Annotated in this window: 27 protein-coding genes and 1 riboswitch; of the genes, 15 read left to right on the top strand and 12 right to left on the bottom strand. The window is 71.5% G+C overall.

What is annotated here, in order from left to right:
* The first annotated feature begins 45 nt into the window (after nt 1-45).
* Nucleotides 46-1,356 (top strand): TrpB-like pyridoxal phosphate-dependent enzyme, encoded by a 1,311-nt coding sequence (locus ACIA8R_RS27610; protein WP_397041133.1) that lies wholly within the window; start codon nt 46-48, stop codon nt 1,354-1,356.
* A 41-nt stretch (nt 1,357-1,397) separates the two neighbouring features.
* On the opposite strand, the gene ACIA8R_RS27605 is transcribed toward ACIA8R_RS27610, so the two are convergent.
* Nucleotides 1,398-1,475: a 50S ribosomal protein bL37 gene (locus ACIA8R_RS27605; RefSeq protein ID WP_387679150.1), complete on the bottom strand. Its 78-nt coding sequence runs from the start codon at nt 1,473-1,475 to the stop codon at nt 1,398-1,400.
* Between the two features lie 137 nt (nt 1,476-1,612).
* Here ACIA8R_RS27605 and ACIA8R_RS27600 point away from each other — a divergent pair, with 137 nt between their 5' ends.
* The 3 genes from ACIA8R_RS27600 (at nt 1,613) to ACIA8R_RS27590 (ending at nt 4,625) form a co-directional block, all read left to right on the top strand.
* Nucleotides 1,613-2,392, top strand: coding sequence for a DeoR/GlpR family DNA-binding transcription regulator (locus ACIA8R_RS27600; protein WP_125636437.1), 780 nt, complete (start codon nt 1,613-1,615; stop codon nt 2,390-2,392).
* Complete coding sequence (galT, locus tag ACIA8R_RS27595; protein ID WP_364104313.1) at nt 2,389-3,459, top strand: galactose-1-phosphate uridylyltransferase; 1,071 nt, start codon at nt 2,389-2,391, stop codon at nt 3,457-3,459. Before ACIA8R_RS27600 ends, galT begins: the two co-directional genes overlap by 4 nt.
* A gap of 68 nt (nt 3,460-3,527) precedes the next feature.
* Nucleotides 3,528-3,666: riboswitch (cyclic di-AMP (ydaO/yuaA leader) on the top strand.
* A gap of 5 nt (nt 3,667-3,671) precedes the next feature.
* A complete protein-coding gene (locus ACIA8R_RS27590; RefSeq protein ID WP_397041131.1) occupies nt 3,672-4,625 on the top strand; it encodes a coiled-coil domain-containing protein in 954 nt (317 codons plus the stop codon).
* A gap of 57 nt (nt 4,626-4,682) precedes the next feature.
* On the opposite strand, the gene pip is transcribed toward ACIA8R_RS27590, so the two are convergent.
* The gene (pip, locus tag ACIA8R_RS27585; RefSeq protein WP_397041130.1) at nt 4,683-5,615 is read right to left on the bottom strand and encodes a prolyl aminopeptidase; all 933 of its coding nucleotides are present in this window, start codon (nt 5,613-5,615) and stop codon (nt 4,683-4,685) included.
* 18 nt (nt 5,616-5,633) lie between these two features.
* Here pip and ACIA8R_RS27580 point away from each other — a divergent pair, with 18 nt between their 5' ends.
* Entirely contained in the window at nt 5,634-6,134 is a 501-nt protein-coding gene (locus tag ACIA8R_RS27580; protein WP_364104317.1) for a MarR family transcriptional regulator, read from the top strand.
* A 10-nt stretch (nt 6,135-6,144) separates the two neighbouring features.
* Here ACIA8R_RS27580 and ACIA8R_RS27575 read toward each other — a convergent pair whose 3' ends face one another.
* On the bottom strand, nt 6,145-7,074 hold the full coding sequence (locus ACIA8R_RS27575; RefSeq protein WP_397041128.1) for a zinc-binding dehydrogenase: 930 nt from the start codon (nt 7,072-7,074) through the stop codon (nt 6,145-6,147).
* A gap of 76 nt (nt 7,075-7,150) precedes the next feature.
* Here ACIA8R_RS27575 and ACIA8R_RS27570 point away from each other — a divergent pair, with 76 nt between their 5' ends.
* Complete coding sequence (locus ACIA8R_RS27570; RefSeq protein WP_397041127.1) at nt 7,151-7,807, top strand: TetR/AcrR family transcriptional regulator; 657 nt, start codon at nt 7,151-7,153, stop codon at nt 7,805-7,807.
* Here ACIA8R_RS27570 and ACIA8R_RS27565 read toward each other — a convergent pair.
* Complete coding sequence (locus ACIA8R_RS27565; RefSeq protein ID WP_357705244.1) at nt 7,794-9,095, bottom strand: M50 family metallopeptidase; 1,302 nt, start codon at nt 9,093-9,095, stop codon at nt 7,794-7,796. The two genes, ACIA8R_RS27570 and ACIA8R_RS27565, sit on opposite strands and share 14 nt — an antisense overlap.
* 155 nt (nt 9,096-9,250) lie before the next feature.
* On the opposite strand from ACIA8R_RS27565, the gene ACIA8R_RS27560 reads away from it, so the two are divergent.
* Nucleotides 9,251-9,847 carry a response regulator transcription factor gene (locus ACIA8R_RS27560; protein WP_364092358.1) on the top strand — a complete coding sequence of 199 codons (597 nt, stop codon included), beginning with the start codon at nt 9,251-9,253 and terminating at the stop codon, nt 9,845-9,847.
* Nucleotides 9,848-9,988: 141 nt separating this feature from the next.
* Here the strand turns inward: ACIA8R_RS27560 and ACIA8R_RS27555 are convergent, their stop codons facing one another.
* The gene (locus tag ACIA8R_RS27555) at nt 9,989-11,104 is read right to left on the bottom strand and encodes a PP2C family protein-serine/threonine phosphatase (RefSeq protein ID WP_364092356.1); all 1,116 of its coding nucleotides are present in this window, start codon (nt 11,102-11,104) and stop codon (nt 9,989-9,991) included.
* Between the two features lie 118 nt (nt 11,105-11,222).
* On the opposite strand from ACIA8R_RS27555, the gene ACIA8R_RS27550 reads away from it, so the two are divergent.
* Complete coding sequence (locus ACIA8R_RS27550; RefSeq protein WP_357705238.1) at nt 11,223-12,455, top strand: GNAT family N-acetyltransferase; 1,233 nt, start codon at nt 11,223-11,225, stop codon at nt 12,453-12,455.
* 83 nt (nt 12,456-12,538) lie between these two features.
* Nucleotides 12,539-12,694, top strand: a complete 156-nt coding sequence (locus ACIA8R_RS27545) for a hypothetical protein (RefSeq protein ID WP_357705236.1) — start codon at nt 12,539-12,541, stop codon at nt 12,692-12,694.
* Here the strand turns inward: ACIA8R_RS27545 and ACIA8R_RS27540 are convergent.
* The gene (locus ACIA8R_RS27540) at nt 12,691-13,158 is read right to left on the bottom strand and encodes a ribose-5-phosphate isomerase (protein ID WP_352360446.1); all 468 of its coding nucleotides are present in this window, start codon (nt 13,156-13,158) and stop codon (nt 12,691-12,693) included. The genes ACIA8R_RS27545 and ACIA8R_RS27540 overlap by 4 nt on opposite strands.
* A 90-nt stretch (nt 13,159-13,248) precedes the next feature.
* On the opposite strand from ACIA8R_RS27540, the gene def reads away from it, so the two are divergent.
* Entirely contained in the window at nt 13,249-13,734 is a 486-nt protein-coding gene (gene def / locus ACIA8R_RS27535; protein WP_357705234.1) for a peptide deformylase, read from the top strand.
* Nucleotides 13,735-13,742: 8 nt separating this feature from the next.
* Here the strand turns inward: def and ACIA8R_RS27530 are convergent, their stop codons facing one another.
* Together ACIA8R_RS27530 and ACIA8R_RS27525 are read right to left on the bottom strand one after the other, a co-directional pair.
* Nucleotides 13,743-15,146 (bottom strand): aldehyde dehydrogenase family protein, encoded by a 1,404-nt coding sequence (locus tag ACIA8R_RS27530; RefSeq protein WP_364092353.1) that lies wholly within the window; start codon nt 15,144-15,146, stop codon nt 13,743-13,745.
* 129 nt (nt 15,147-15,275) lie between these two features.
* Complete coding sequence (locus ACIA8R_RS27525) at nt 15,276-15,896, bottom strand: disulfide bond formation protein DsbA (RefSeq protein WP_357705230.1); 621 nt, start codon at nt 15,894-15,896, stop codon at nt 15,276-15,278.
* A gap of 90 nt (nt 15,897-15,986) precedes the next feature.
* Here ACIA8R_RS27525 and pepN point away from each other — a divergent pair, with 90 nt between their 5' ends.
* From pepN to ACIA8R_RS27510, 3 genes are all read left to right on the top strand, one after another.
* Entirely contained in the window at nt 15,987-18,551 is a 2,565-nt protein-coding gene (gene pepN / locus ACIA8R_RS27520; RefSeq protein ID WP_397041124.1) for an aminopeptidase N, read from the top strand.
* 94 nt (nt 18,552-18,645) lie between these two features.
* Nucleotides 18,646-20,076: a protein kinase gene (locus ACIA8R_RS27515; protein WP_397041122.1), complete on the top strand. Its 1,431-nt coding sequence runs from the start codon at nt 18,646-18,648 to the stop codon at nt 20,074-20,076.
* A 29-nt stretch (nt 20,077-20,105) separates the two neighbouring features.
* The gene (locus ACIA8R_RS27510; RefSeq protein WP_364092346.1) at nt 20,106-21,056 is read left to right on the top strand and encodes a hypothetical protein; all 951 of its coding nucleotides are present in this window, start codon (nt 20,106-20,108) and stop codon (nt 21,054-21,056) included.
* A gap of 18 nt (nt 21,057-21,074) precedes the next feature.
* On the opposite strand, the gene ACIA8R_RS27505 is transcribed toward ACIA8R_RS27510, so the two are convergent.
* The 3 genes from ACIA8R_RS27505 to ACIA8R_RS27495 are packed head-to-tail and all read right to left on the bottom strand — an operon-like array spanning nt 21,075 to nt 23,195.
* The gene (locus ACIA8R_RS27505; RefSeq protein ID WP_357705223.1) at nt 21,075-21,437 is read right to left on the bottom strand and encodes a DUF5130 family protein; all 363 of its coding nucleotides are present in this window, start codon (nt 21,435-21,437) and stop codon (nt 21,075-21,077) included.
* A gap of 7 nt (nt 21,438-21,444) precedes the next feature.
* Nucleotides 21,445-21,735, bottom strand: a complete 291-nt coding sequence (locus ACIA8R_RS27500) for a hypothetical protein (protein WP_397041120.1) — start codon at nt 21,733-21,735, stop codon at nt 21,445-21,447.
* A 53-nt stretch (nt 21,736-21,788) separates the two neighbouring features.
* Nucleotides 21,789-23,195, bottom strand: coding sequence for an amidase (locus ACIA8R_RS27495; protein ID WP_397041119.1), 1,407 nt, complete (start codon nt 23,193-23,195; stop codon nt 21,789-21,791).
* Between the two features lie 190 nt (nt 23,196-23,385).
* On the opposite strand from ACIA8R_RS27495, the gene ACIA8R_RS27490 reads away from it, so the two are divergent.
* Nucleotides 23,386-24,162, top strand: a complete 777-nt coding sequence (locus ACIA8R_RS27490) for a nuclease-related domain-containing protein (RefSeq protein ID WP_357705217.1) — start codon at nt 23,386-23,388, stop codon at nt 24,160-24,162.
* A 6-nt stretch (nt 24,163-24,168) separates the two neighbouring features.
* Here ACIA8R_RS27490 and ACIA8R_RS27485 read toward each other — a convergent pair whose 3' ends face one another.
* Nucleotides 24,169-24,897 (bottom strand): TetR/AcrR family transcriptional regulator, encoded by a 729-nt coding sequence (locus tag ACIA8R_RS27485; RefSeq protein WP_357705215.1) that lies wholly within the window; start codon nt 24,895-24,897, stop codon nt 24,169-24,171.
* 69 nt (nt 24,898-24,966) lie between these two features.
* On the opposite strand from ACIA8R_RS27485, the gene ACIA8R_RS27480 reads away from it, so the two are divergent.
* Nucleotides 24,967-25,776: a thioesterase family protein gene (locus ACIA8R_RS27480; protein ID WP_364092337.1), complete on the top strand. Its 810-nt coding sequence runs from the start codon at nt 24,967-24,969 to the stop codon at nt 25,774-25,776.
* The last annotated feature ends 7 nt before the right edge of the window (nt 25,777-25,783 follow it).

Here is a 25,783-nt window from a genome sequence, read left to right as displayed (position 1 = left end):
CGTCCAGACCCTTGACGGCTCGGAAGGGCGGCTCAAACTGAAACGGTGATCCCTGGCAACTGGTACAACATCGTTCCCGATCTTCCCGTGCCGCCTCCGCCGCCGCTGCACCCCGGCACCCGCCGTCCCGTCGGGCCGGACGACCTCGCGCCGTTGTTCCCCATGGAGCTCATCGCGCAGGAGGTCAGCGGCGAGCGCTACGTCCCCATCCCGAAGGAGGTCTACGACGTCTACCGACTGTGGCGGCCGACGCCGCTGATCAGGGCGCGCCGGCTGGAGAAGGCCCTCGACACGCCGGCCCGCATCTACTACAAGTACGAAGGCGTCTCACCGGCCGGATCGCACAAGGCGAACACCGCCGTGCCGCAGGCGTACTACAACGCCAAGGAAGGCGTGCGGCTGCTGACCACGGAGACCGGCGCGGGACAGTGGGGGTCGGCCCTGGCGTTCGCCTGCGCCCAGTTCGACATCGAGTGCCGGATCTGGATGGTTCGCGCCTCCTACGACCAGAAGCCGTACCGCAGCTCGCTCATGCGCGTGTACGGCGCCACCGTCCACCCCAGCCCCTCCCCCGTCACCGGCGCGGGCAGCAAGGCGCTGGCCGACGACCCCGACTCGCCCGGCAGCCTGGGACTGGCGATCAGCGAGGCGGTCGAGGTGGCCGCCGCGAACCCCGAGGCCCGGTACGCGCTCGGCTCGGTGCTCAGCCACGTCCTCATGCACCAGACGGTGATCGGCGAGGAGGCCCTGGCGCAACTGCCCGAGCTGCCCGACCTGGTCATCGGCTGCACCGGCGGCGGCTCCAACTTCGCCGGCCTCGCCTTCCCCTTCCTCAGGGAGAAGCTGGCCGGACGGATCGCCACCGAGTTCCGGGCCGTCGAGCCGGCCGCCTGCCCGTCGTTCACCCGAGGCGTCTACGCCTACGACTTCGGCGACACCGCCGGGCTGACTCCGCTGCTCAAGATGCACACCCTCGGGCACTCCTTCGTCCCCGACCCGATCCACGCCGGCGGGCTTCGCTATCACGGCATGGCGCCGCTGCTGTCCCACATGTACGAGCTGGGGTTGTTCGAGGCGGTGACCCGTACCCAGAGCGAGTGCTTCGAGGCGGGCGTGCGCTTCGCGCGGACGGAGGGCATCGTCCCGGCTCCCGAGCCCACGCACGCGCTGGCCGAGACCATCGCCGAGGCGCTGCGCTGCAAGGAGAGCGGCGAGGAGAAGGTGATCCTCACCGCGCTGTGCGGGCACGGCCACTTCGACCTGGCCGCCTACGACCGCCACCTGGCCGGCGAACTGGAGGATCACACCCTCCCGCAGGAACGGCTCGACCGGGCGCTCACCGAACTGCCCGGCTGACAGAAGCACGGGTGGCCGCGGGATCCCGCGGCCACCCGTGGTCAGTTCGCGTTCGGGCGCTTCCTGTGGTTCGCCTTCTTCTTCTTGCGCCCCCTGCCCTTGCGTGCGCGTTTCGCCATGGGCTCACCTCCGGCGGTCGGGATCGTGACCTTCAAGGTCTCCCCTGCCCGTCAGTCGCACAAGCGATACGCCGCGACCTAACATTCCTCAACAAACTCGTGTCATAATTTGGTGGAATCTGTTGGAAGGGGTGGGCGTGCTCGCACAGCAGCGTCAGCAGACGATCCTGGAACGCGTACGCAGCAGCGGCGGCGTCCGGGTGGCCGACCTCGTGCGCGAGCTCGGCGTCTCGGACATGACGATACGCCGTGACCTTGAGGTGCTGGCCGAGCGCGGGCTGCTGGAGAAGGTCCACGGCGGCGCGACGGCCCTCGGCCCCGGTTCGACCGAGGAGCCCGGCTTCACCGCCAAGTCCGCCCGCCAGCAGCAGGAGAAGGAGGCCATCGCGCGGCACGCGGCCACCCTCGTCCGGCCGGGCACCGCCGTCGCGCTCTCCGCCGGCACCACCACGTGGGCGCTGGCCCACCATCTGGTCGCCGTGCCCGAGCTGACCGTGATCACCAACTCGATCCCCGTCGCTGAGGTCTTCCACCGCAACCCGCGCGCCGACCGCACGGTCGTGCTGACCGGCGGCGTGCGCACACCCTCCGACGCGCTCGTCGGCCCCGTGGCGGTGGCGGCGATCCGCCGGCTGCACGTGGACACGCTCTTCCTCGGGGTGCACGGCATGAGCCTGCGCGCCGGGTTCACCACGCCCAACCTCCTGGAGTCCGAGACCGACAGGGAGCTGGTGGCCGCGGCGCACCGGCTGGTGGTCCCCGCCGACCACACCAAGTGGAACACGGTCGGCATCAGCACGATCGCCGAGCTGACCGAGGCCGACGTGGTCATCAGCGACGCGGGGCTGCCCGAGGAAGCACGCACCGAGCTGGCCGAACGGGCCGGAGAACTGATCATCGCGGAGGGCACGCCTTGAAGCGCACCATCACCCACCTGGCAGACGGCCGAGAGCTGATCTACTTCGACCGGCGCGACGACGCCGACCGGAGCGCGATCGACCGGCGTCCGCTCGACCCGCGGCCGGTGGCCTCCGAGCTGCGCTACGACCCGCTGACCGAGGAGTGGATCGCGATCGCCGGTCACCGGCAGACGCGCACGTTCCTGCCGCCGGCCGACGAGTGCCCGTTGTGCCCGTCGTCCGGGACGCGGGCGTCGGAGATCCCGGCCCATGACTATGACGTGGTGGTGTTCGAGAACCGCTTCCCCTCTTTCTCCGGAAATTTTGGGACTTATGGGGATGTCGGCGGGTTGAGTGAGGTGCGTCCGGGGGTCGGGCGGTGTGAGGTGGTGTGCTTCACCTCCGACCACACCTCCTCCTTCTCCAAGCTCTCCAACGCCCAGGTCAGGCTGGTCATGGAGGCGTGGGCCGACCGCACGGCCGAGCTGTCCGGCATGGAGGGCGTCGAGCAGGTGTTCTGCTTCGAGAACAGGGGCGAGGAGATCGGCATCACGCTCCCGCATCCGCACGGGCAGATCTACGCCTACCCCTACGTGACCCCGCGCACCAAGCTCCAGCTCGGGGCGGCCTCGCGGTACACGGGCGGCAACCTGTTCGCCGACGTGCTGGCCGCCGAACGGGCCGCCGGCACGCGGGTGGTCGCCTCCAACAAGCTGTGGACGGCGTTCGTGCCGGCCGCCGCGCGCTGGCCGTTCGAGGTGCACGTGTATCCGCACCGGCAGGTGCCCGACCTGGCGGCGCTGTCGGAGGAGGAGCGGGCCGCGTTCGCGCCGCTGTACACCTCGGTGCTGCGGGCGCTGGACGCGCTGTTCGGGGTGGCGATGCCGTACATCTCGGCCTGGCACCAGGCGCCGGTGCGGTACGGCCGCGAGCTGGCCTACCTGCACCTGGAGCTGTTCAGCATCAGGCGGGCGCCCGGCAAGCTGAAGTACCTGGCGGGCTCGGAGTCGGCCATGGGCGCCTTCGTCAACGACGTGCTGCCGGAGGAGGCGGCACGCATGCTGCGATCACGAATTGATCACTAATTGATTTCTCCTTAAAGTCGCATGACTCGTGATCTACCACTAATATCCCGTTAGACATCGGCCAAAACGGTCGTTGTACGCCTAATCCCGGGCGTGTTGCCCGGGAGCCGGGGACCCATCGCATCCGGGGTGAATCCGCGCAAGTGGTAGGGACTGCTCCCGTGCCCGAACCCGTCAGCTAACCCGGCCGGCAGAGGGAGAGGAACACCCACGTGGCGGCTTCGACCCCCGCGAGTCTTGCCATCGGCCTCATCACCGCCACCGCGCTGCTCATCCATCCGGCCGCCGCCTCGGCCGCGCCCAAGCCGTCCGAGGCCGAGCTGCGGGCCCAGCTCAAGCAGCTCAACAGCAAGGTGGACAAGCTCATCGAGACGTACAACCTCAAGCGGGTCGAGCTGGCCAAGGCCCAGCAGGCCGCCACCGCGGCACAGCAGCGGCTCACCGCCGCCGAGCAGGCGGTGGCCACGGCCGAGCAGCGGGTCGCCGAGATCGCCCGGATGCGCTACCAGAACCGCGACGCCTCCCTGCCCGGCTTCATGCTGACCCCGGACGGCAACAACGTGGCCATGCTCGAACAGCTCACCGCCGAGCAGCAGGCCGTCGTCAACAGCGTGGCCAAGGCCCGCGACGACCAGAAGAAGGCCGCCGCTGCCGCCACCGCGCTCGCGGCCGAGCTCAAGGCGGGCACGGCGGAGGTGGCCGAGCAGCGCGACGACGCCCAGGACGTCATCGACGACATCAAGAAGAAGCTTCAGGACCTCGTGCCGTTCGGGCCGGGCAAGAAGTCCGACGGCAGCTGGGCGCCCGAGCTGCCGTCCGGCTCGGACAACATCACGCCGCGCACCCGGCTGATGCGCGCGCAGGTGCAGAAGAGCTTCTCGCTGCCGTACGAGGTGGGCTGCTTCCGGTCCGGCTCCAGCGGCGAGCACCCGCTCGGCCGGGCCTGCGACTTCATGATGAGCACGGGCGGCACCATGCCGAGCGCCGTCAACAACGCCCTGGGCGACCGCCTGGCCGCCTGGGCGCTGCAGAACAAGACCAAGCTCGGCGTCAAGTACGTGATCTGGAAGCAGCGCATCAACCAGGGCTCGGGCTGGCGCGGGATGTCCGACCGCGGCAGCATCACCGAGAACCACTACGACCACGTGCACATCTCGATGAACTAGCCGACGTCCTGTTCGCGTGACCACCTGACAGCCTTGCCGGCCCGGGCTGTCGGTGGTTCAGCCCCGGAACTTGTCCGTCGCGGCGGTCAGCAGGTCGATCATCTCCAGCCCGCCGTGTCCCTCCCCCACCACGTGCAGCTCGCTCCCGGGCCACGCCTTGTGCAGCTCCCAGGCCGTCACCAAGGGCCCGCTGACGTCGTACTTCCCGTGGATGAGCACCCCGGGCACCCCCGCCAGCCGCGTAATCCCGCGAACGAGATCGCTCTCCCCGAGAAAACACCCGTTCCCCCAGTAGTGCGTCACCAGCCGGGCGAACGTCATCCGGAACACCGGGTCCTGATATCTCCGGCTCGGCTGGAACTCCGGGTCGAGGCTCACATGCGTGTCCTCCCACGCACACCACTCGATCGCCGCCCGCTCCCGCCGCTCGGGGTCGGCCAGCGCCTTCGCGTAGCCCGCCGCCAGGTTCCCGCCCCGGTCCTCCTCCGGCAGGAAGTCGCGGAACCGCTCCCACTCCCGGGGGAAGATCCGCCCGACGTCCCGGGTGATCCACTCGATCTCCCAGGGCCGCCCGGCGGTGACCGCGAACAGGATCACCTCGCTCACCCGCTCCGGATACCGCTCGGCGTAGGCCAGCGACAGCGTCGACCCCCAGGACGCCCCCACGAGCTGCCACCGCTCGATGCCGAGATGCTCCCGCAGCCGCTCCATGTCGGCGACGAGATGCGCCGTGGTGTTGACCGACAGATCGGTTTCCGGCTCCCCGGCATCAGGCGTGCTCTTCCCGCAGCCACGCTGATGAAAGACGACGATCCGGTACGCCTCGGGATCGTGGTACCGCCGCCACCCCGGGGACGCGCCCCCGCCCGGCCCGCCGTGCACGATCACCGCCGGCTTGCCATGCGGATTCCCGCTGACCTCCCAGTAGACGAGGTTGCCGTCACCCACGTCCAACATGCCCTGCTCGTAGGGCTCAATCGAGGAATACATAAGCGCTAATATATCTACATGCCCCAGAGTCTCGGCACCCTGATGCGCACCTTCCACGAGCGCACCGACGGCGCGATCGCCCGGCTGTACGCCGACCTCGGGCTCCCCGACTACCGCCCCCGCTACTCCCCCGTCGTCCGCGCCCTGGTCGAGACCGGCCCCATGACCATCCGCGACCTGGCCGCCGCCATCGGCGTCACCCACTCCGCCGCCAGCCAGACCGTCACCCAGATGCGCCGCGCCGGCTACCTCGACCTCCGCCCCGGCCCCAACGACGCCCGCCAGCGCATCGTGCACCTCACCGGACGATGCCGCGACGCGCTCCCTCTCATCGAGGCCGAATGGCAGGCCACCGCCCTCGCCATCGCCGCCCTGGACGCCGAGCTCCCCGTCCCGCTGGCCGACGTCCTCGCCTCCGCCCTCCAGGCCCTCGACGCCCACCCCTTCCGCGACCGCCTTCTCGCGACCGCGCCGCTGGCCGCGTACGGCGATCGGCGCGGTCCCGGGGGCAGGGACTGACCCTGCTCTCTCACGCCAGGTCGAGCACCGCCTTGCCGTGCACGCGGCGTTCGAGGAGGGCGGTCACGGCCTCGGTGGCATCGTCCCAGCCGCCGCGCCAGGTGATCTCAGGGCTCAGCGTGCCGCCCGCGACCTGTCCGGCCAGCCAGGTCAGGTCGCGGCGCAGGCCCTGGCAGTAGAGCAGGTGGAACGTCACGAGCGAACGGTCGTGGCGGTCGGCTCCGCCGAACAGGGCTCCGAACGGGAAGCTCTCGCCCTCGCCGGTGGAGTGGCCGACGGCGACCAGCGTGCCGCCCTCGGTGAGCTGGTCGAACGCCTCGACCAGCGGGGCGCCGCCGAGCAGGTCCAGGACGCCGTCGAGCCGTCCGCCGCTCTCCGCGGGGCTCGCGACGACCTCGTCCGCGCCGAGCGCGCGCAGGGCGTCGCCGTGCCGGGCCGGGTCGCCGGTGGCGGCGATCACGTACGCGCCGCCGAGCCGGGCGAGCTGCACGGCGTACCGGCCGACGCCGCCCGTCGCGCCGGTGACCAGGACGCGCCGCCCCAGGATCGGCCCGAGACGGTCGAGCGCGCGCAGCGCGGTGGCGCCGGCGACCGGGATCGTGCTGATCGCGCCGGGGTCCGCGTCCTGCGGCGCCACCCCGATCCAGTCGGTCGACACGGCCCGCAGCTCGGCCCAGCCGCCACTCTCGCCCACCGTGACCACGGGCGTGCCCGCGGCCGGCCCCGAGCCGTCGGCCGCGGCCTGGACGACGACCCCCGCGGCGTCCCAGCCCAGCACCGTGCCCTCGGGCGCCTCCTGGAGGCCGTGCCTGACCTCGCCGTAGTTGAGCGAAGTGGCGGTGACCCGGACCAGCGCCTGGCCGGGCGCGGGCACCGGCTCGGGGGCCTCCCCCACCCGCAGGCCCCCGGGAACGGAACGGTCGACGATCAAAGCGCGCATGATGATGCCCTCCAAAGTGCCACTGAGTGGCATAAGCCTATAGGGGGCATATGCGCTCCGGCTACACTAGGGGACGATGACCGCCGATCTGCTGCCGCTCCGGGAGCGCAAGAAGCTCAAGACCAGGGCCGCCCTGGTGGACACCGCGCTCGCGCTGTTCACCGAGCGCGGCTTCGACCAGGTGACCCTCGACGAGCTGTGCGCGGAGGTCGAGATCTCCAAGCGCACGTTCTTCCGGAACTTCGCCAGCAAGGAGGAGGTCGCCTCGGCCCCGCTGGAGGCCCTGTGGACCGCGCTGCTCGGCGACGTCGAGCACGCGCCGCTCGGCGGCCGTCCCGTGCTGGAGGTGTTGCAGGAGGCGATGCTCGCGGCGGTGCGCCGGATGTCGGCGGAGGGGCCGGAATGGGTGGCCCGCGTGCGGCTCAGTCAGGAGCTGTCGCAGCGTACGCCGTCCATCGCCGCGCACGGGCTGCAGTTCTGCGACCGCACCAGCGCGGCCTTCGAGACGACCCTGCGTACGCGGCTCGGCCTCGGAGACCGCGACCAGCGGCCCAGGCTGGCGCTCGACCTGCTGGTGGCGGCCTTCCACGCCGCCCTGCGCGGCTGGACCACCCGCTCGCCCGAGCCCACGCTGGACGGCCTGCTCGCCGAGTTGCGTACCGTGTTCGCGGCCGTGCCCGAGGCGGTGACGTTCACCGGCGACGGGCCCGGCCGCCGGGTCAGCCGAGCGTGAGCGGGTTGACCAGGTCGGCGTAGACCAGCAGACCGGCCATGATGATCAGCACGAACGCCATCGCGTACGTGAGCGGCAGCACCTTGGCGATGTCGACGTGGCGCGGCTCGGGACGGCGCATGACCCTGGCGTAGCCGCGCTTGATCCCCTCCCACAGGCCGCCCGCGATGTGACCGCCGTCGAGGGGCAGCAGCGGGATCAGGTTGAACAGGCCGATCGCCAGGTTGAACCCGGCCAGCAGGCTGACGAAGGTGAACAGCTTGTTCGTGACGGAGGTGTCGGAGGCCAGGATCTCGCCGCCGAGCCGGCCCGCGCCCACGACGCCCACCGGGCCCTCGGGGTCGCGCTTCTCGCCGGAGAAGGCGGCGTTCCAGACGCCGACCATCTTCTCCGGCAGGTTGACCATCGAGCCCACGACGCGGCCGGTCAGGTCGCCCATGTAGCCCAGGACGTACCCCATGCTCTGCTTCTCGTAGACCTGGGAGGGCACGACGCCGAGGAACCCGACACCCTTGTCGATCTTGCCTTCGTCGGCCGTGCTGGGCAGGTCGCGGGCGATGAGGGTGACGTCGAGCGTCATCGGCCTGCCGTCGCGGACGATGCCGAGCTTGACCGGGCCGGCGCCGTGGCCGCGGATGAGGCGGGTGGCGTCCTGCCAGCTCGCGATCTTCTGGCCGTCGAGGGAGACCATGCGGTCGCCGACCTTGACACCCGCCTTCGCGGCCGGGGTGCGCTCGTCGGCGGGCGTGCACGTCTTGCGCACCTCGGTGGTGGGGATCACGCACGTGTTGGTGTCGGCCGACACGATCGGGGCCAGCTTGGGCAGGCCGATGCCGACCAGCAGGATGCTGAAGAAGATGAAGGCGAGCACGAAGTTCATCGCCGGGCCGCCCGACATGATGATGACCTTCTGCCACCACTTCTTGCGGTAGAAGACGCGGTCCTCGTCGCCGGGCCGCACCTCCTCCATCGCGGCGTCGCGGGCGGTCTCGATCAGGCCCTGCCACGGCCCGGTCGGCGCGCTGCGCAACCTGCCGGGGACGTCGCCCGGACGCGGCGGCAGCATGCCGATCATGCGGATGTAGCCGCCGAGCGGGATCCACTTGATGCCGTACTCGGTCTCGCCCCTGCGGATGGACCAGGCGGTCGAGCCGAAGCCGACCATGTACTGGGTCACGCGCACGCCGAAGATCTTGGCCGGCACGAGATGGCCCACCTCGTGCAGGCCGACGGAGACCATCAACCCCACCAGGAAGAGGAGGATCCCGGCGACAAAGAGCCAGTTCATCTACGCGCGCTCCAGGCAGACAGGCGGTCTCGACGTGTCCAGACTAGTCGAACTCATCACATCCCTCGGGCTTGTCCGCACTTTGGCGAATCCACGAGCCACATTGACAGTAAGCGATCAGCCGATCACCCTGGGAGACGATGGAGGGGGACGCCTTGATCCGCATACTCATCGCCGAACACCTGCCCTTGGTGCGACGCGGTCTGCAGGCCACGCTCGAAGCCGAGCCCGACCTGCGGGTGGTCGCCGAGACAGGCTGCCCCGACGGCGTGCTGCCCGCGGCGCGGTCCAGCGCGCCCGACGTCGCGATCGTCGACCTCGACCTGCCGGGCCTGCCGGTCGCCACCCATCTGACCCAGCAGATCCCCCACTGCTCGGTGCTGATCCTTTCCGCGCGGCCGAGCCCCGGCGAGGTGCGCAGGGCGTTCAACGGCAGCGTGCTGGGGTTCATGAGCCTGCGGGTGGCGCCCGAGCGGCTGGCCGAGGGGGTGCGCCAGGTCGCGGCGGGCGGCCGGGCGGTGGAGTCGGAGCTGGCGGTGGCCGCCCTGCAGTCGGCCGCCAACCCGCTCACCCGGCGGGAGCTCGACGTGCTGCGCATCGCGGCCGGCGGGGCGAGATCGACGGAGATCGCCGACCAGTTGTTCCTGTCGGTCGGCACCGTACGCAATCATCTGTCGCGGATCATGTGCAAGACGGGCGCCCGCAACCGGCTCGACGCCGTACGCATCGCCAGCGACAGCGGCTGGCTGTGAGAGCGGCCCACGGGAGCCGGACGAGGAGACGGGCCCGGTGGAGCCGCGCCGCTCCGCCGGGACCCGAACAGTCGAATGATCTCAGCCTGCCGAACCCGCTGCCAGTGACCGCCATCACGACCTGACCCGTGTGAAACGTCACTACGGACGCCAGATCAACACCAGCGCGCAGTCGTCGTTGTGGCCCGAGGACATCGCGTTGACCAGCGCCCTCGCGCCGTCGCGGAAGCCGGAGGGCAGCAGCCGTTCGGCCTCGCCGAGCAGCCGGTCGAGCCCCGCGTCGATGTCGCGCCCCGGCTGCTCGATCAGCCCGTCGGTGTAGAGCAGCAGCGCGTCGCCCTTGCGCAGGGTGCCGCTGTCGGGCTCGCAGTGGAGGTCGGGCACCACGCCGAGCACCACGCCCTTGGCCGAGGCGACCTGCCAGTTGCCGGTGCCCGAGTCGAGCTTGACGACCGGCGGGTGGCCGGCCGAGGTGATCGTGTAGTCGCCGGTGGCCAGGTCGAGGCGTACGTGCACGGCCGTCACGAAGCCCTCGTCGCCGCGCTGCCGGTGGAGGTAGGCGTTGCACGCGGGCAGGAAGTCGTCGACCGAGCCCAGCAGCCCGCCGAACGTGCCCGACAGCAGCAGCGCGCGGGTGCCGGCGTCGACGCCCTTGCCCGAGACGTCGACGAGGGCGATCTCCACGGAGTCGCCGTCGCGCATGGAGACCAGGAAGTCGCCGCCGAACGACGAGCCGCCGGCCTGCTTGAGCACCACCTTGGCGCCCCAGTCCTTGGGCAGCGGGGGCAGCTCGCCCTGGCTCTTGAGCCGGTCGCGCAGCTCCAGCAGCATCGCGTCGCCGCGCAGCCCCTGCACGCCGAGCTTGCCCCTGGTACGGGCCATCAGCACGGCCAGCACGGTGGTGAACACGATCGTCACCGTGAGCCCCAGCCCCACCCGCGCCACCCCGAGCGTGGCCGCGATGTAGGCCAGCGCGACGCCCACCGCCACCAGCAGCTTGACCAGGCTGCGCAGCCGCAGCTGCAACCCGCCGATCAAGGTGACCAGGATGAGCAGCGACGGCGAGAACCACTCGGTGGACACCTTCGCCGCCAGCAGCCCGATGACGAGCGAGAGCACGGTCAGGGTGATGAGCAGGTTGCGGTCGCGGGCCAGCGGCCCTCTCCGGAGGAACCGGACGGCAGACACCAGGAACGGCACCCGCACCAGGACCGCGCGGACCCGTGGCGGAATCAGCGGCGCCGGACGGGAACTCATGATGCGTGTGACTGTATCGGTCTGACCCCTGTTTGGGCAGCCCACTTGACCAAGGCCTTGATCATTAAGCACGGATATTGGGTGGCCGTCCCCCTTTGCCCGCTCCTACCGTGGACGGATGACCTATCCGATCCGTCCCATTGACGAATCCGAGTGGCCGGGCTTCGCCGGCGTGCTCGCAGAGGGGTTCGGCTGGACGCCGCATCCCACCCAGGACGAGCGGTTCAAGGCGGCCACGGAGTTCGACCGCACGCTGGTCGCCTTCGACGGCACCACCATGGCGGGCGTCACGTCCGTCTTCAGCCTCACGATGACGGTCCCCGGCGGACGCCAGATCCCCGTGGGCGGCGTGACCGCGGTCGGCGTGCTTCCCTCGCACCGCCGCCGCGGCGTGCTGTCCGCGCTCATGCGCCGGCAGCTGTCCGACATCCGCGACCGGGGCGAGTCGGTGGCCGCCCTCTACGCCTCCGAGTCGCTGATCTACGGCAGGTTCGGCTACGGCAGGGCGGCCAGCGAGCTGTCGTACCGCATCGACAAGCACCGCTCGGCCTTCGTGCGGGACGCCCCCACGGACCCCGCGCTCAGGATCAGGGTGGTCTCCCCCGCCGAGGCCAGGAGCGACTTCGAGAAGCTGTTCTCCGAGGTCGTGACCCGGCGTCCGGGACGATACGCGCGCAACCGGCACATCTGGGACGGGATGCTCGCCGACGAGGAGCACGACAGGGACGGCTGGGGCTCGCTGCGCGCGGTGCTCGCCGAGGACGACGGCAACGTGCGCGGCTACGCGCTGTTCCGCACGAAGTCCGCCTGGGACCCCAACGGCGTGGCCAACGGCGAGCTGCGGCTCATCGAACTGGAGGCGGCCGACCCGGCGGCCTACGCCCTGCTGTGGCGCAACGTGCTGGACCGGGACCTGATCACCAGGCTGGAGGCGTACGCCAGGCCGGTGGACGACGCCCTGACCGCGCTGCTCGCCGACTCCCGGCAACTGCGCGCGACCTGGTCCGACGAGCTGTGGGTACGCCTGGTCGACGTCGACGAGGCCCTGACCGCCCGCGCCTACGCGGCCCCCGTGGACCTGGTGATCGAGATCGAGGACGACGTGTGCCCGTGGAACGCCGGCCGCCGCCGGCTCACCGCGGGCACCGACGGCGCGCAGTGCAAGCAGGTGGACGACGAGCCGGACCTGACGGTGCCGGTGTCCGCGCTCGGCTCGGCGTACATGGGGGACGGCCTGCTCGGCGCCCAGCTCGACGCGGGCCTGCTGCGCGAGCGCACGCCGGGCGCGGTGCGGGCGCTGGCCGCGGCCATGGCCTGGACCCCCAAGCCACTGGCCGGGCTGGTGTTCTGATCCCCGGAACAAGACCGGAGACAAGACCGGAGACAAGGCACAGGACAAGGCACAGAACGAGACCCGGAGCGTAGGCTCGGAGCATGGCCCTGCAAAGTCTGCAGATCACCGCGACCATCGCCATGCGGGCCCGCGACGTGTCCAGGCCGTCGAAGGAGCAGCAGGAGGCCGCCGACCGGCGGCCCCTGCGCGACGAGACGCCACGGCGCGAGGCCAGGCGCAAGAGCGAGCCCGCCTAGGGCAGCGAGGGCAGCTGGCCGATCGTCTCGTAGGTGGTCAGCTGCGCGATGCGCCTGCTGTGGCGCTCGCTGCCGGAGAAGGAGGTGGTCAGGAAGACCTCCACGAACCTGGTCGCCTCCTCGGTCGTGTGCATGCGGGCGCCGATGCTGACGACGTTGGCGTTGTTGTGCTCGCGGGCCAGGGAGGCGGTCTCCTCGCTCCAGGCCAGGGCCGCGCGGATGCCGCGCACCTTGTTGGCCGCGATCTGCTCGCCGTTGCCCGAGCCGCCGATCACCACCCCGAGGCTGCCGGGGTCGCCGGCGACGCCCTCGGCGGCGCGCAGGACGAACGCGGGATAGTCGTCCTCGGCGTCGTAGACGAAGGGACCGCAGTCGGTCACCTCGTGGCCGTGGTCCTTGAGCCAGGACACGAGGTGGTTCTTGAGCTCATAGCCGGCATGGTCGGCACCGATGTAGACACGCACCCGTCCAGTCTTCCACAGCCCCGCCGATCCCACTCGCTGGCTAGAGTAAGGACCCCAACCGTTCCCCAGTCCTTACGAAAGTGGAGACGCATGCGTGAGATCCGCGTCATCGGCGATCCGGTGCTGCGCACGCCCGCCGAGCCCGTCACCGACTTCGACCGCGAGCTGCGCCGCCTGATCGAGGAGATGTTCCAGGCGATGTACGCGGTCAACGGCGTCGGCCTGGCCGGCCCGCAGATCGGCGTGTCGCGGCGGCTGTTCGTCTACGACATCGCCGGCCGCAAGGGCCACGTCGTCAACCCCGTGCTCACCGTCGACGACGCCGAGGAGGTCTCCGACGAGGAGGGCTGCCTGTCGGTGCCCGACCGCCGCACCGGCACGCCGATCTACGCCGCCGTCGCGCGGGCGGCGGGCGTCACCGTCGAGGGGCTCGACCGGTTGCAGCGGCCGGTGCGCCTGAAGGCCCGCGGCTCGCTGGCGCGCTGCTTCCAGCACGAGACCCAGCACCTCGACGGCAAGCTGTACGTGGACCGCCTGCCGAAGGACGAGGCCCGCAAGATCATGCTCCGCGCGTAGGCCGGGGCCTACAGCTGCAGCGACTTGATCTCCAGGTACTCCTCCAGGCCGAACTCGCCCAGCTCGCGGCCCACTCCCGACTGCTTGTAGCCGCCGAAGGGGGCCAGCGGGTTGAACTGGCCGCCGTTGACGACGACCTGACCGGTGCGCAGCCTGCGCGCGACGGCGACCGCGCGCTCCTGGCTGCCCGACCAGACCGCCCCGGCCAGGCCGTACCTGGTGTCGTTGGCGATCTCCACGGCCTGGCCCTCGCTCGTGTACGGGATCAGCGCCAGCACGGGCCCGAAGATCTCCTCCTGCTCGATCGTCATGCCCGGCTCGACCGCGGCGAAGACCGTGGGCTCGACGTAGAAGCCGCGTTCGCGGGGGCGCTCGGTGCCGCCGGCGACGAGCCTGGCGCCCTCCTCCTGACCCCGGTTGATGTAGCGGACCACCCGCTCGCGCTGGGCCGCCGACACCAGGGGCCCGACCCTGGTGGCCTCGTCGAAGGGGTCGCCGACGGTGTACTTGCGGGTCGCCTCGACGGCCAGGCGGACGGCGTCGTCGTACTGGTCGCGGTGGACGATCATCCGGCTCCAGGCCGAGCAGGTCTGGCCCGCGTTGATGAAGCAGTTGGCCACCCCGACCTTGACGGCCGTGGCGAGATCGGCGTCGGGCAGGACGATGTTGGCCGACTTGCCGCCGAGCTCCAGCGCCACCCGCTTGACGGTCTCGGCGGCGAGCGCGGCGACCCGGCGGCCGGCCGCGGTGGAGCCGGTGAAGGAGACCATGTCCACGTCGGGATGGGCGGCCATGGCCTCGCCGACGACCGGGCCGCGTCCGCTGACCAGGTTGAACACCCCGGGCGGCAGGCCGACCTCGTCGAAGATCTCCGCCAGCGCGTACGCCGCGAGCGGCGCCACCTCGCTCGGCTTGAGCACGACCGTGCATCCGGCGGCCAGCGCGGGGCCGACCTTGCAGATGATCTGGTGGAGCGGGTAGTTCCAGGGCGTGATCGCCGCGACGACCCCGATCGGCTCCTTGACCAGCAGCGAGTTGCCGATGCGGGACTCGCGCGGGTAGCTCTCGGCCATCTGCGCGTAGGAGGACAGCACGGCCGCGGGCATCAGCGTCTGCACCTTGAGCGCGAAGCCGAGCGGCGCGCCCATGTCGGTCGCGATCGTCCGCGCGACGCTCTCGGCGCGCTGCTTGAGCAGCTCGGCCGCGGCGCCGAGCAGCTTCCCGCGCTGCGTCGCCGACGTGTCGGACCAGACGGGGAACGCCTCGCGCGCCGCCGACACCGCCGCCTCGACGTCGTCGGGGGTGCCCGCGGGCACCCGATCGATGATCTCCTCCGTGGCCGGGTTGGCGACCTCGATGGACTCGTCTGACGTAGAGGCGTTCCAGGAACCGCCGATGTACAGCTGGCGCATGGGGCCATCCTCGCGTGCACGTCGTGGACTGGCGACAGCATGGACCGGGCAGAGGGGGATTCCTTATCCTCGGCGCGCCCGAGACCTACCGCCAGGGTAGGAGTCTTACCCCGGCGGCGGAAGACATATCTAGTCGAAGGTGGGCTGTCTGGTACGAGTCCGCTTCAGCTCGAAGAAGTCATCGAACTCGGTGACGAGAAGAACGCCGTCCCACAGCCTGCCCGCGTCCTCGCCCTTCGGGATGGACGTGATCACGGGACCGAAGAAGGCGTTGGCGCCGACGCGGATGACCGGGGTGCCGACGTCCTGGCCGACCAGGGTGATGCCCTCCTGGTGGGAGGCGCGTACGTCGTCGTCCCACTCGGTGGAGTGGGCGGCGGCGGCGAGGTCGCGGCTGAGGCCGATCGCCTCCAGGGAGTCCTCGATGAGCTCGCCGAGGCGGCTGAGGTCCTTGCTCCCGCCCTGGTTGTGCAGGCGGGTGCCGAGCTCGGTGTAGAGCGGGCCGACGACCTTGTCGCCGTGCGCGGCCCGTGCCGCGGCCACGACGCGGACGGGTTCGATGGCCCTGGCGATGGCCTCACGGTAGGAGTCGGGCACGTCATTGCCCTCGTTGAGGACGTTGAGGCTCATCACGTGCCAGCGCGGCTCGATGGCGCGAACCTTCTCCACTTCGAGAAGCCATCGTGACGTCGCCCAGGCAAATGGGCAGAAAGGATCGAACCACAGGTCCACGGGAATCTTCTCAGTCACGTGGGGCCATAACCTGAGGGTGTCGAGGTCCTATTCCCGGCGTGGCAGGATACCGACAAACTACAACGAAGTGGTGAAAAGGAGCGCAACTTGGCAGGGAACCTGACCCGGGACGAGGCTCGCGAGCGCGCCCGGCTGTTGACGGTCGAGTCGTACGACGTCGCACTCGACCTGACGGAGGGGGACGAGCGCTTCGAGAGCGTCACGACGGTGCGCTTCACCAGCACCAGCCCGGGCGCCTCCACCTTCATCGACCTCCACGGCGCCAACGTGCGCAAGGTCACCCTCAACGGCGTCGACCTCGACGTCTCCGCCTACGACGCCGAGAAGGGCCGCTTCCCGCTCCCCTCGCTGGCCGAGTCCAACGAGCTGCTGGTCGACGCCGACTGCAGCTACATGCGCACGGGCGAGGGCCTCCACCGCTTCGTGGACCCGGTCGACCAGAAGGTCTACCTGCACAGCCAGTTCGAGACGGCCGACGCCCACCGCATGTACGCCTGCTTCGACCAGCCCGACCTCAAGGCCGTCTTCCAGCTCACCGTGCTGGCCCCGGCCGACTGGGAGGTCGTCTCCAACGGCGCCGCGGCCAAGGTGGAGGACCTCGACGGGCACTCCGGCCGCCACGGCGGCGTCGAGGCGGCCAGGCGGTGGGAGTTCGAGGCCACGCCGGTGATCTCCACGTACATCACCGCGCTGGTGGCCGGGCCGTACTACAAGGTCACCTCGGAGCACGACGGCATCCCGCTCGGCCTCTACTGCCGCGCCTCGCTCGGCGAGCACCTCGACGCCGACAACCTCTTCGAGGTCACCCGGCAGGGCTTCGACTTCTTCCACCGGGTGTTCGGCGTCCGCTACCCGTTCACCAAGTACGACCAGCTCTTCGTGCCCGAGTTCAACGCCGGCGCGATGGAGAACGCGGGTTGCGTGACGTTCCTGGAGGACTACGTCTTCCGGTCCCGCGTCACCGACGCGGTCGTCGAGCGGCGCGCCGAGACGATCCTGCACGAGATGGCCCACATGTGGTTCGGCGACCTGGTCACCATGCGCTGGTGGGACGACCTGTGGCTGAACGAGTCCTTCGCCACGTACGTGTCCGTGCTGGCCCAGGCCGAGGCCACCCGGTGGGGCAACGGCGCGTGGACCACGTTCGCGAACGTGGAGAAGTCCTGGGCCTACCGCCAGGACCAGCTTCCCTCCACCCACCCGATCGCCGCCGACATCCCCGACATGCAGGCGGTCGAGGTCAACTTCGACGGCATCACGTACGCCAAGGGCGCCTCGGTGCTCAAGCAGCTCGTCGCCTACGTCGGCCTGGACAACTTCCTGGCCGGGGTGCGCGACTACTTCGCCGAGCACGCCTGGGGCAACACCGAGCTGAAGGACCTGCTCGCCGCCCTGGAGCGCACCTCGGGCCGCGACCTGTCGTCGTGGTCGAAGGAGTGGCTGGAGACCGCGTGGGTCAACACGCTGCGTCCCTCCTTCGAGGTGTCCGACGGCCGCTTCACCTCCTTCGAGGTGCTGCAGGAGGCCCCGGCCGACTACCCGACGCTGCGCTCGCACCGCATCGCGATCGGCCTGTACTCGCTGGTCGACGGCGTGCTCACCCGGACCAAGCGGGTCGAGCTCGACGTGGTGGGGGCCCGTACGAGCGTGGCCGAGCTGGTCGGCGCCGAGCAGCCCGACCTGGTGCTGCTCAACGACGACGACCTCACCTACGCCAAGATCAGGCTCGACGAGCGTTCCCTGCGCACGCTCGTCGAGGGCGGCATCGCGGCCTTCACCGACTCGCTTCCGCGCGCTCTGTGCTGGTCGGCGGCCTGGGACATGACCCGCGACGGCGAGATGTCCACACGCGACTACGTCAGGCTGGTCATCTCCGGCGCCGGCACGGTCTCCGACATCACGGTCCTGCAGGCGGTGCTGCGCCAGGCGCGGCAGTCCGTCCAGCAGTACGCCGACCCGGCCTGGCAGGCCGAGGGCCAGGCGCTGCTGGCCGCCGAGCTGCGCTCGCTGCTCGGCTCCGCGGCGCCCGGCTCCGACCACCAGCTCGCCTTCCTCCAGGCGTTCGCCCCGGTGGCGGTCTCCGCCGCCGACCTCGACCTGGTGCAGGCCATCCTCGACGGCACCGGCGTGCCCGAGGGGCTGACCGTCGACGCCGACCTGCGCTGGACGCTGGTGGCCGCGCTGGTCTCCGGCGGCCGGCTGGACGAGGCCGACATCGAGGCCGAGCTGCGGCGCGACCCTACGGCGACGGGTGAGCGGTCGGCGGCGCTGTGCCGGGCCGCGATCCCGACGGCCGAGGCCAAGGCGGCGGCCTGGGCCCAGATCGTGGGCGGCGAGCTGGCCAACCACATCGCCCGCAGCACCATCGCCGGCTTCCAGGACCCGCATCACACCGGGCTGCTGGAGCCGTACCGGGAGAAGTACTTCGCCGAGGTCGGGCGCGTCTACCAGGAGTGGACGTTCGAGAAGGCCTCGACGTTCGCCGTGGGCTGCTTCCCCACGCTGCTCATCGAGCCCGCCACGGTCCAGGCCGCCCAGGACTTCCTGGCCGCCGAGCAGCCGCCGCAGGCCCTGCGCAGGCTGATCCTGGAGGGCGCCGACGGCGTCAGCCGCGCCCTGCGCAACCGCGAGACCGACGCCGCGTCGGCCTGATCCACCCGGGTCCCCGCCACGCCCGGCGGGGACCCGGCTTCGCGCTGCGCCGAATACGGCCTGAGCACGGAGAGTGGGTGTTAGCCTCAAGTACGTGCTAGGCGCCGGTACCACGCTCAACGACCGCTACGTGCTGGCCGACCGCCTCGGCGGCGGCGGCATGGGCGAGGTCTGGCGTGCCGACGACCTGGTCCTGGGCCGGGCCGTCGCGGTCAAGGTGATGATGCCCGCCCTGTCGGAGAACCCCACCTTCACCCAGCGCTTCCAGAACGAGGCCAGGGCCATGGCCACGCTCAGGCACCGCGGCGTGGTCGGGGTCTACGACTACGGCGTCCACGAGGCCGACGGGCGCCGGGTCAGCTACCTGGTCATGGAGTACGTGCGGGGCGAGTCGCTCGACCGCGTCCTGCGCCGGGGCCCGCTCGGCCCCCAGGAGGCCATGCGCCTGATCGCCGAGGTGGCCGACGCGCTGGCCGCGGCCCACGCGCAGGGCATCGTCCACCGCGACGTCAAGCCGGCCAACCTCATGGTCAGGCCCGACGGGCAGGTCGCGCTGACCGACTTCGGGGTCGCCCACTCCGCCTCGGCCGGTCACCTCACGGCCACCGGCACCATGCTCGGCTCGGCCGCCTACTGCGCGCCGGAGATGGCCGCCGGCAACGAGGTCACGCCCGCGGTCGACGTCTACGCGCTGGGCGTGGTGGCCTACGAGTGCCTGACCGGGCGGCTGCCGTACCAGGGGGAGACCCCTGTCCAGATCATCTTCAAGCACCTCAACGCGCCCGTGCCCGAGCTGCCCGCCGAGCTGCCTGCGGCCGTGCGCCAGGTGGTGTCGCGGGCGCTGCAGAAGGACCCGGCGCAGCGCTGGCCGTCGGCCTCCGACATGGCGCGGGCGGCCCGCGCCTCGGTGAGCGGCGCGGCCCTGCCGGTCGACCTGCCGGTCAACACGTCTCCCGTCACCACGTCCTCGGTGTCCGCGTCCACGACGAGCGGTCCCCACCCGGGCCTCCAGCCGACGGGCGTCATGCCCGCGGCCGACGCCGGATCGCCGTTCACCATGCCGTCGGCCCCGGCCGGCCGCACGTCCCGCCGGCGGCGCACGCTGACGGCCCTGGTCACCATGGCCGCCGCCGTCATGGTCTCGGCCGCGGTGGCGGGGTCGGTGTGGCTGCGTCCGGCCGAGCCGGCGAGCACGGGCGAGGTGCTGCCGCCCGCCGAGGAGACCACGCAGGCCCACACCCCGAGCAGCCCGGAGCACACCACCAGGCAGCCCGTGCCGCCGACCAAGGCCGCGCCGAGCGCCAAGCCGAGCGGCACCACCAGCGCGACGCCCGGCCCGACCGTGGCCCCCACCACCCCGAGCGCCACGCCCTCCATCTCGCCGAAGCCCACGCCCACCGCGACCACCGCCGAGCCCGAGCCGTCGCAGGAGCCGAGCCAGCCCGGCCCGGAGGAGCCCACGGACGAGCCCACGGTCACCAGCCCGCCGGAAGACGTCCAGTGCGTGCGCGCCCCGTGTCCGTGACCGTTCCAAGATCGTGAGAAAGTCATCGCGTGGATTCGACTCGTGAGCTGCTGATCGCCCTCGCCCGCCGGTACGCCTTCGCCGACCTGGGCGCGCTCGCCCCCACGGCCGAGATCTCCGACGTGTGCGAGTTCGGGCAGCGGCTGCTCTCGCTCGACGCCGAGGACTTCGCGGCCGAGGCCAGGTCCGTGCCGGCCGACCTGCGCCGGCTCGCCCGCGCCTGTCACATGCCGCAGACGCCGCGGGAGCAGCCGCGCGGGGCCCTGGAGTCGCTCAAGCCCGCCTACGGCCTGCTCCTTGAGGTGATCGCCGTCCGCTGGCACCGGCGCGAGCTGAGCCCCATGATCGCGGCCGTGCACATCGCCAGCGAGTACCTGCCGCTGCTGGCCTTCGAGCCGCAGCTCGGCCACGCCGGCGACCCGGCCCGCTGGCCCGCGGGGCTGAGCGCGCCCGGGAGCAGGTTCGGCGTGATCGGCGACCGGGAGTGCGACCACACCAAGTCCGAGCAGTCGGCCACCAACCGCACGCTGCGGGTGTCGGTCGAGCCCGGCGAGGGCTGGCGGGCCTACTTCGACCGGCAGCACAGCCAGCTCGCGGGCGCGCTGGCGGTGTGCGTCGCGACCTGCCGCAACCCGTGCACGGCCATGGACTGGATCGAGCCCGAACCGCGCGCCGACCTCCAGGTGCGCGCCCGTACGGCGCTGACCTTCGCCGAGACGCCGCTCGTCCGGCTGCGGCATGCCGCGCCCGTCGGGCACGGGTTCGGGGTGCCGTCCCCGGAGGAGGTGCTCGACGCCTGGGAGCGCAGCCGGGCGGCGCTGGACAAGAACGCCGTGGGCGCGGCGGCCACCGAGGACGACGACTTCCCGCTGCCCGGGCTGCCCGCGCTGTTCTCGGCCGTGGCGGGGGCGCCGATCGAGCCGTCCGGGCTGCTCGCCGGCGTCAGCGACCACGTCGTCACCCTGCTGCAACGCGCCTGACGACCGCTGCGGCGCAGGTCAGTGGCGGGTCGTGGCCTGTTCGCCGAGGGCGGCGATGCCGTACAGGAGGCCGCCGACCAGGTCGCCGGCGCTGAAGGCGGTGGCCATCGACAGGGCGGTGAGCCGGCAGGCGCCGTCGCTAAGCCGCCGCCTGGCGTTCGGGCCCGTCACGATCTCCAGGGCGCGTCCGGCCGGATCGACGAACACCAGCACGGCGTCGGCGGCCTCGGCGCCCAGGGCGGCGTGCAGGCGCTCGGCGAAGTGCCGCCGGGCGCCGACCGGCTCGCCCAGGAACACGCCGAAACGCAGCCCGCTGCGCCGCTCAGCGCCCTGGACGGCCTTCCGGAGGTCGTCGGCCTGGGCCGTCGTCAGCGTGCGCATCGCCGGGTCACCATCCCGCCGAAGCGCCGCCGAGGTGCCCGTCAGGCTCTGCGGTCGCCGCCGAGGCCACCCAGTCGTGCTCGGACGCCCGCGCCCAGGGCGCGACGCCGTCGGCCAGCACCAGCCCCGACGTGCTCACGCCGTGCTCGCTCCCGGACGGCCCGCCCACCCACACCGGCCCCGCCTCCGCCACCCGGGACGAACCACGCCCCGGCACCATGACCAGCAGGCTGATCAGGACGAACAGCCCTGAGGACACCCCGAGGAGAAAGAGCAGACTTTCCGCTGCGCTGTTCACACGACGAACGTAATCCTCAGCCGGGGGCCCGGCCAGACCCAGGCCGCGACCGCCTACCAGACGACCGGCCGCCGCTCCCCCCAGAATCCGCCCCTGGCCGCCTCGACCTGTGCCGACAGCGAGATCAGAGTGCCCTCGCCACCGATCCGCCCGGCCAGCATGACGCCGATCGGCAGGCCGTCGCCGCTCCAGTGCAGCGGCAGGTTCACCGCGGGCTGGCCGCTGACGTTGTAGATCGCGGGGAAGGCGGCGAAGCGCTTCATGCGCTCGAACGTCTCCTCGACGTCGTCCACGTCCTCGAACCAGCCGATCGGCCTGGGCGGCTGGGTGAGGGTCGGGGTGAGCACCGCGTCGTAGGCGTTCGTGATCGCGAGCGCGCCCCGGGTGGCGAGCTGGAGGGCCGCCTGGGCCTGGAGGAACGCGGGTGCGGGGGTGGCCAGGCCGCGCTCGCGCAGCCATCGGGTGAGCGGCCGGAGCAGGTACCGCTGGTCGTCGGCGACCGGGTGCATGCAGGCGAAGGTGTACCAGAGGGTGACGAACTGCGGCACGAGGTCCACGCCGAACGGCCTGGGGATCTCGACGACCTCGTGCCCGAGGCCGGCCAGGGTCTCGGCGGCGTCCTCGTACGCGGCCAGCACCTCGGGGTCGATCTCGGTCCCCGGCACGACGGGGTCGGCGTAGCGGGCGATGCGCAGCCGTCCGGGGTCGCGGCCGGCGCAGTCGAGGAACGTGCCCTCGTGGCGGGGCGCGAGGTAGAGGTCGCCGGGCTCGTTGTGCGCCATCACGTCGAGCAGGGCCGCCGCGTCGGCCACGGTACGGGCGATCGGGCCGTTCGTGGACATGCCCGCCAGGTCGGGGATGATCGGGGCGAAGCTGATCCGGCCACGGGTGGGCTTGATGCCGTACAGGCCGCACGCCGAGGCCGGGATGCGGATCGAGCCCGCGCCGTCGCTGCCCTGGGCGGCCGGGGCCAGCCCGGCGGCCACGGCGGCGGCCGCTCCCCCGCTGGACCCGCCGGCCGAGGTGCCGAGGTCCCAGGCCGAGCGGGCGGGTGGCGAGACGTCGGTCTCGGTGTAGCAGGGCAGGCCGAACTCGGGGGTGGCGGTCTTGCCCAGGATGACCGTGCCGGCCTCGCGCAGCCGCGTCACGACGGTGTCGTCCACCGGCGCGACGAACCCCCGGTACACCGCCGACCCGAACGTGATCGGCACGTCCTTGACCAGATTGAGGTCCTTGACCGGGATCGGCACCCCGGCCAGCGGCCCGTCCGGCAGGTCCTTCTCCAGGCGTCGGGCCTGGTCGAGGGCCTGTTCGCCGGTCACGGTGACATACGCGCCGACCTGCGGATCGATCCGCTCGATCCGGTCGAGATAGTGCCGGGTCAGCTCGACCGGTGAGACGTCACGGTCGCGGACGGCCCGGGCCTGCTCAAGCGCGGAAAGCTCATGAAGTTCTCGCACGATCGGCACACTAGGCATCTCTAGAGAAGAACGTAAGACATACCCCGAAAACATGAGTGGAACACGATGAGCTGGGCCATAAAACTATGGACAGGTCAACACTAGGAATCGTTCCGATCTCCGGGCTACGGTGAGTTACGTGGACTCCGACAACCAGCGAGAAGACGGTCACAATGCGTCACCCATCTGGGTGAGCGACCGGCCAGAGGGCGAGCAGACCGCCGCCGCGACGCCATCGGCGCCCACGACCACCTACGCGCCCGTGGAACGCGCGTCCATGCGTGACCTGCTCCAGCAGCCACGGTTCCGCCGCCTGCGCAACCGCGCGCTCGTGGCGGTCGGCGTGGCGGTCGTGGTGGGCTTCCTGTTGCGCGACTGGCGCATGGGAGTGACCGCGGGGGTGGTCGCGGCCATCCTCGAAACGGTCTACCGCGCGCGTTCCCATTCCACGGTGCCGGCGTGGCGGCGCGCGTCCGTGGCCGAACGGCGTACCGAGGGGCAGCTCCGCAGGCTGGAGCGCAGCGGTTACCGCACCCTGCACGCCAGGGCGATCCCAGGCAGCGAGGCGCAGATCGACCACCTCGTGGTGGGGCCGACCGGCGTCTACGCGGTCGACTCCGAGAAGTGGGACAAACGGCTTCCCGTCCGCGTCCAGTCGGGCAAGAAGCTGTTCCACGGTCCCTTCGACATGAAGCCGAGGCTCACCGAGGCCAAGTGGGAGGCGTCCCAGGCGAGCGAGCTGATCAGCAAGGCGTTCGGCCGCGAGGTCGTCGTCGTGCCCTCGCTGGCCATCTACGGGCCGCCCGTGCCGTGGAAGATCATGACCATCCGCGGCGTGGACGTCTACCAGGGCGACCGGGCCCGCAAGTGGATCACCAAGCGGGAACGGGCGCTGACCCCGGCCGAGATCGACCGGCTCTACGACATCGCCGCCCAGGTCCTGCCCGCCAGGTACGGCGAAGGCTAGGACGGCCTAGGACGGCCGACGGACCTCGCGGAGTTCCGCTCCGCGGGGTTCTTTCACGTCCGCCGACAGCCGGGCGCCGAAGTCGTCCAGTTCGGCGGCCAGCACGTCGCTGGGCGGCAGCGCGCCGGGCAGGCGGGACGCCAGCGCCGTGCCCATCCCGGCGATGCGCACGATGTGGTCGATCAGCGCCTCCCGGTCCTCGGGCCACGGGAACGACGGCTGGGCGATGAGCAGCGAGACGCAGCCGTGCATGGACGACCACAGGCCGAGCGCCAGCTTCTCGGGGTCGCCTTCGAGCACGCGGACGGCCACGCAGGCGGCGACGGCCGCCACCATGTGGCGGAAGCACTCGGCGGCGGCCGGCGGCACGCCCTGCGCGGTCGAGGGCCGCATCATCAGCACCCGGTACTGCACGGGATGGTCCAGGGCGAAGCGGGCGTAGGCCCGTCCGCAGCGGCCCAGCGCGAGGAACGGGTCGCCCGTCAGGTTCTCGCGGAACAGGCGGCCGAGCTCGTCCCACACGCGCAGGCAGACCGCTTCCAGCAGCGCTTCCCGGTCGGCGAAGTGCAGGTAGACCGAGGGGGTGGACACCCCGGCGCGCTGGGCGACGGCGCGCAGGGTGAGGGCGTCCTCGGTGCCGGACTCGGTCAGCAGGTCCTCGGCCGCGCGCAGGATCTCCTCCCGCAGCAGGCCGCCTTCTCCGCGCCGGGCGCGCACACGTTTCGCAGCGGTCATGGAACTCACATTGACGCCGTCAGGTTGACGGTGTCAAGCTGACCTTCTGCGGAAGGGATATCGCGAAAAATGGGGACTTTCGGGGAGGCGACCGCGCTGGTCGCCCGCGGCGCGGACGCGTTCGGCGCCACGCTGGACGCCCAGTGGAGCGTGGGCACCAAGCTGCACGGCGGCTACCTGCTGGCCGTGCTGGCCCGCGCCGCCTGCCAGAGCACCGCCGGCGAACGGCACCCGCACGTGACCGCCGTGAGCGGCGCCTTCCTCGAGCCGCCCGTGCCGGGCCCGGCGGACGTGCGCGTGGAGCCGCTGCGGATCGGCCGCAGCGTGGCCCAGGTCCGGGTCTCGCTGGCCCAGGAGGGCAGGGTGCGCGTCGAGTCGCACGTCACGCTGGGCGTGCTGGACGACGGCGACCCCTGGTGGTCCGCGCTCCCGCCGGTCGAGCTGCCGCCCGAGGAGGACTGCTTCCTCGTGCCCACCGAGGCGCCCGGCGCGGGCTTCGCCGTGCCGCTGATGGCCGTGGTGGAGGAGCGCGTCGATCCGGCCCATCTGGCGTTCGTGTTCGGCACACCGGCCAGGAAGGGCGTGATCGCGACCTGGCAGCGCCTGGCCGACGGCACCGACTGGGACCCGCTGAGCCTGCTCGTGGCGCTGGACCCGGTGCCGCCGGTCTCGTTCGAGCTGGGGCTGTCCGGCTGGGTGCCGACGATCCAGCTCTCGGCCTACGTCCGCCGGCTGCCCGCGCCCGGCCCGATCAGGGTCCGCCTGTCGGCCACGGACGTCGGGGGCGACCGCATGGACGAGGTGGCCCACGTGTGGGACTCCAAGGGGCGGCTGGTGGCCCAGGCGACGCAGCTGGCGGCCGTACGGTTGCCGGACTGAGGTGTCC

It is taken from the genome of Nonomuraea sp. NPDC051191, from assembly GCF_044455665.1.
Lineage (GTDB): Bacteria > Actinomycetota > Actinomycetes > Streptosporangiales > Streptosporangiaceae > Nonomuraea.
The sequence above is the reverse complement of the archived record's forward strand: the minus strand, read 5'-3'. Positions and strand labels throughout refer to the sequence as shown.

What these genes read in the sequence shown, in the direction of transcription:
- pip (WP_397041130.1), bottom strand. Translation starts at nt 5,615, where the DNA reads ATGTATTCCTCGATTGAGCCCTACGAGCAGGGCATGTTGGACGTGGGT.
- ACIA8R_RS27485 (WP_357705215.1), bottom strand. Translation starts at nt 24,897, where the DNA reads ATGACCGCTGCGAAACGTGTGCGCGCCCGGCGCGGAGAAGGCGGCCTG.
- ACIA8R_RS27505 (WP_357705223.1), bottom strand. Translation starts at nt 21,437, where the DNA reads ATGCGCACGCTGACGACGGCCCAGGCCGACGACCTCCGGAAGGCCGTC.
- ACIA8R_RS27480 (WP_364092337.1), top strand. Translation starts at nt 24,967, where the DNA reads ATGGGGACTTTCGGGGAGGCGACCGCGCTGGTCGCCCGCGGCGCGGAC.
- ACIA8R_RS27575 (WP_397041128.1), bottom strand. Translation starts at nt 7,074, where the DNA reads ATGCGCGCTTTGATCGTCGACCGTTCCGTTCCCGGGGGCCTGCGGGTG.
- ACIA8R_RS27565 (WP_357705244.1), bottom strand. Translation starts at nt 9,095, where the DNA reads ATGAACTGGCTCTTTGTCGCCGGGATCCTCCTCTTCCTGGTGGGGTTG.
- ACIA8R_RS27550 (WP_357705238.1), top strand. Translation starts at nt 11,223, where the DNA reads ATGACCTATCCGATCCGTCCCATTGACGAATCCGAGTGGCCGGGCTTC.
- def (WP_357705234.1), top strand. Translation starts at nt 13,249, where the DNA reads ATGCGTGAGATCCGCGTCATCGGCGATCCGGTGCTGCGCACGCCCGCC.
- ACIA8R_RS27530 (WP_364092353.1), bottom strand. Translation starts at nt 15,146, where the DNA reads ATGCGCCAGCTGTACATCGGCGGTTCCTGGAACGCCTCTACGTCAGAC.
- ACIA8R_RS27605 (WP_387679150.1), bottom strand. Translation starts at nt 1,475, where the DNA reads ATGGCGAAACGCGCACGCAAGGGCAGGGGGCGCAAGAAGAAGAAGGCG.
- ACIA8R_RS27545 (WP_357705236.1), top strand. Translation starts at nt 12,539, where the DNA reads ATGGCCCTGCAAAGTCTGCAGATCACCGCGACCATCGCCATGCGGGCC.
- ACIA8R_RS27555 (WP_364092356.1), bottom strand. Translation starts at nt 11,104, where the DNA reads ATGAGTTCCCGTCCGGCGCCGCTGATTCCGCCACGGGTCCGCGCGGTC.
- ACIA8R_RS27570 (WP_397041127.1), top strand. Translation starts at nt 7,151, where the DNA reads ATGACCGCCGATCTGCTGCCGCTCCGGGAGCGCAAGAAGCTCAAGACC.
- ACIA8R_RS27580 (WP_364104317.1), top strand. Translation starts at nt 5,634, where the DNA reads ATGCCCCAGAGTCTCGGCACCCTGATGCGCACCTTCCACGAGCGCACC.